The following is a 3,289-nucleotide window of genomic DNA, read 5'->3' as shown; positions in this document are numbered from 1 at the left end:
ACCATGAACAGAACGCCGTAGAGCACGACGTCCCACAAGCCCAAGCCGCGGCGCAGCTCCTGCTTGTAGCCGAACTTCTCGAGGGACTTGCTGTCCGCCGAAAGGCTCGACGATTGAGTGGGTTTCGACATACCGTCTCCTTCCTCCATCGATAGGGCGAAAATCGCCCTCTCCTTAAATCGATGCTTCGGTCTTCCCCTGACCGTTCTCGAGATATCGCTGTTACGCGAAGTTGCGACGTCTCCACTCATCGCAGCGTCGCGCAGCACCGATAGGCGAGCCCATTATGCGCTGCCTGTATTTATCCTCATTACACAGGCAACTCTTTATCCCACTAGAGGGGCAAATTCAGGCAGTTTCGGCGTGCCGATGCGCAGCGAGAGCTGCACTTCGCACGGCTTGCATCCCTGGCTTATTTCCACGTCGGATTGCACGGACATGTACATGTAGGTATCCGTGGCGTCCCAGCCCGTCACGCGCATGAGCAGGCGCTGCAGTTCCTTCGCGGCGCACACGAGGGCCTCGTTGTATTCCTGGGCGCTGGCGTTCACGTACCACTTCCCTGCCGGACCGAAGGTTTCCAGCACGGGCCAATGAAGCTCGAAGTTTTTGATGAGGCTGACGCGCACGGTGATGTCCGCCGCAATTTCGATGCCGGTGCCGCACAGTTCGCCGTCGCCCATGGTGGCGTGGACGTCGCCCATCTGCAGCAGCGCCCCTGGTACCCGCACGGGGAAGTACAGACGCGTGCCCTTGGTGATGAGCTTGTTGTCCATGTTGCCGCCGTAATTGCCCACGAAGCCGTCGGCGGGAGCCCCCTCGGCCGGCGCCGTGCCGATAACACCGATCATGGGGTTAATGGGAAAGCGAATGTCGTTGAAGTGCGCCATGCCGTCCACAATGGGAATCTTCTTCGTGCGATAGGGCGTGCCCTCGTACAGGGGGCCGCAGTGATCGTCGGTGGCGATGGTGCCCTCGTCGGCCACTTGAATGTCATAGATGTCCACTACCAGCACGTCTCCCACTTCGGCGCCTTCCACATACACGGGACCGGCGGCGGGGTTGGTGATGTTGTAAGAGAAGTCCATGTCCTTCATGGTGACCGACTCGTCCGTCAAGCGGCCCGAGAAGCAGTCAAGCGATCGGAACATCAGCACCTCGCCCGGCTGCGCCGTGGCGCACGGAGGATTATCCTTCGAGAACGCGTAGACCTTCTCCTCGATGATTTGCATGGAAGCTCCTTCCCCCGTGATGCGGATTGCACGCTAAGCTAATGAAAACATGATACGAACACTTGGCTTTTTGGGGAAGGGCGTTTTAACGGCAATCTTCGCCTCCTTGTCTAAAGACGCTCGGTGCTGAGCGCAGAAGAGGAGAGCGCATGCTCTCCCCTTCCGTGACGGCCCTCTGCGAAAAGACCGAAAACGCAAGACGGGACCCCAAAAGGGCCCCGTCTTGTCCGTAAGATTCCTGCGGCGCGTTGTGCGCTACAGGATGTTCTTCAGGATGATGGACTTGGTGTGCGTCATCTCGTCGAAGGTGCTCATAACGCCCTCAGTGCCGATGCCGGAGTACTTATAGCCTCCGAAGGGCTGCTCGAAGGAACGGTAGAAGCTGGCGCCGTTGATAACCACGCCGCCGCACTCCAGCTGCGTAGCCACGCGAGCGCACAGCTTCTGGTCGCGGGAGAAGATGCAGCCGGAAAGGCCGAACATGGAAGCGTTGGCAATCTCGATGGCCTCGTCCTCGTCCTTGAACTTGATGATGGGCACCACGGGACCGAAGATCTCCATGTCGATGGCCACATCCGCCGTCTTCGGCACATCCACGATCACCGTCGGCTCAATGAAGGCGCCGTCGCGGCCGCCGCCCAGGACAATCTTGCCGCCCTGCTGCACGGTCAGCTGGATCTGCTCCTCAACCTTCTTCGCGGCCTTCTCGGAGATGAGGCAGCCCAGCTCGGTGGAATCCTCGGAGGGCATGCCGGTCTTGATCTTGCTCACGCGGTCGACTACCTTCTGCGCGAACTCGTCAGCCACCGACTCCTGCACGAGGAAGCGCTTGGAGGCGCAGCACACCTGACCGGTGTTGTACATGCGGCCCCACAGCACCTCGTCGGCGGCCAGGTCTAGGTCAGCGTCGTCCATGACGATGAAGGCGTCGTTGCCGCCCAGCTCGAGCGCCGTGTGGGTGAGGGTCTTCGCGCACACCTCGGCGGTCTCGATGCCCACCTCGGTGGAGCCGGTCAGCGTGACCAGGTCCACGTCGGGGTTGCTGGTCAGCTCGTGGCCCACCACCGAGCCGCGACCGGTGACAATTTGGGCAGCGCCCGGCGTCACGCCGGCCTCGCCCAGCAGGGCCGTCAGCATGCACAGCGTCAGCGGGTTGTCCGTGGAGGGCTTCACAATGACGGCGTTGCCCGACAGCAGAGCCGGAGCCACTTTCTGGTCGAACAAATCGCAGGGGAAGTTGAACGGGATGACGGCGGCCACCACGCCCAGGGGCTCACGGCGCGTGATAAGCAGGGTGGTATCCTGACCCTGCTCGATGCCCGCGGGAATGACCTCGTCGTAGAGGTGCTTCGCACGCTCAGAGAAGGCCTTGAACGCGATGGGGATGTTGCCGATCTCGGCGCGGGCCTCGGTGATGGGTTTGCCGGTTTCCTCGGACAGGGTGCGGGCCAGCTTCTCCTTGTCGCGCTCCACCAGGTCCAGGAAGGCCATCATGTACTCAGCGCGCTTCCACACCGGCACCTTGTTCCACTCTATCTGGGCGGCCTTGGCGCACTGCACAGCGCGGGCCACATCCTCGGCCGTGGCGGCAGGGACGGTGTCCACCAGTTCGCCCGTGGCCGGATTAGTAACGTCAATGGTAGCGCCGTCCGAAGAATCAACCGCCTTGCCATCAATAAACATCTTCATAAGCAAATACTCCTTACTGTGCTCTTTTTACTTGGAGAAGCCGGTGAAGGACAGCATCAAACCACCACAGGTATTGTTGTTGTCGCTCTCGAAGCCGTACTCGCCGAAGGTGAACTCCATGAGGTACGGGGTGTCGCCGCACACCTCGGCCACCGCGTCGGCTACTTCGCCGATACGGGCATCGATGCCAGCGCGACGACCGCCGCAGTGCACCAGATGGAAAGCCGCCGGCTCACCGGGCATGCGATCGATCAGCTCGCGCAGAGTGTCGGGCACAGACTGGATAAGCTCGTCCACCGTGGCCTCCATGCGGATGACGCAGGTCTTCTCGGCCAGGTTGTTGCCCACGTTGATGGAGAAGTCGTCGT

The 3,289-nt window shown here is 61.2% G+C and carries 3 protein-coding genes; all 3 read right to left on the bottom strand.

Annotated features, from left to right (window positions below):
- Positions 1-326 precede the first annotated feature (326 nt).
- Positions 327-1,232, bottom strand: coding sequence for an acetamidase/formamidase family protein (locus QZ307_RS10955; RefSeq protein WP_295999757.1), 906 nt, complete (start codon positions 1,230-1,232; stop codon positions 327-329).
- A gap of 255 nt (positions 1,233-1,487) precedes the next feature.
- The gene (locus tag QZ307_RS10950) at positions 1,488-2,921 is read right to left on the bottom strand and encodes an aldehyde dehydrogenase family protein (RefSeq protein ID WP_295999755.1); all 1,434 of its coding nucleotides are present in this window, start codon (positions 2,919-2,921) and stop codon (positions 1,488-1,490) included.
- Between the two features lie 27 nt (positions 2,922-2,948).
- The coding region (locus QZ307_RS10945) for an FIST C-terminal domain-containing protein (protein ID WP_295999753.1) at positions 2,949-3,289 on the bottom strand (341 nt) is incomplete at its 5' end.

Origin of the sequence: uncultured Adlercreutzia sp. (assembly GCA_910585575.1) — a bacterium.
Lineage (GTDB): Bacteria > Actinomycetota > Coriobacteriia > Coriobacteriales > Eggerthellaceae > Adlercreutzia.
The sequence above is the reverse complement of the archived record's forward strand: the minus strand, read 5'-3'. Positions and strand labels throughout refer to the sequence as shown.

Coding starts and splice junctions, on each gene's coding strand:
- QZ307_RS10955 (WP_295999757.1), bottom strand. CDS start 1,232: ATGCAAATCATCGAGGAGAAGGTCTACGCGTTCTCGAAGGATAATCCT.
- QZ307_RS10950 (WP_295999755.1), bottom strand. CDS start 2,921: ATGAAGATGTTTATTGATGGCAAGGCGGTTGATTCTTCGGACGGCGCT.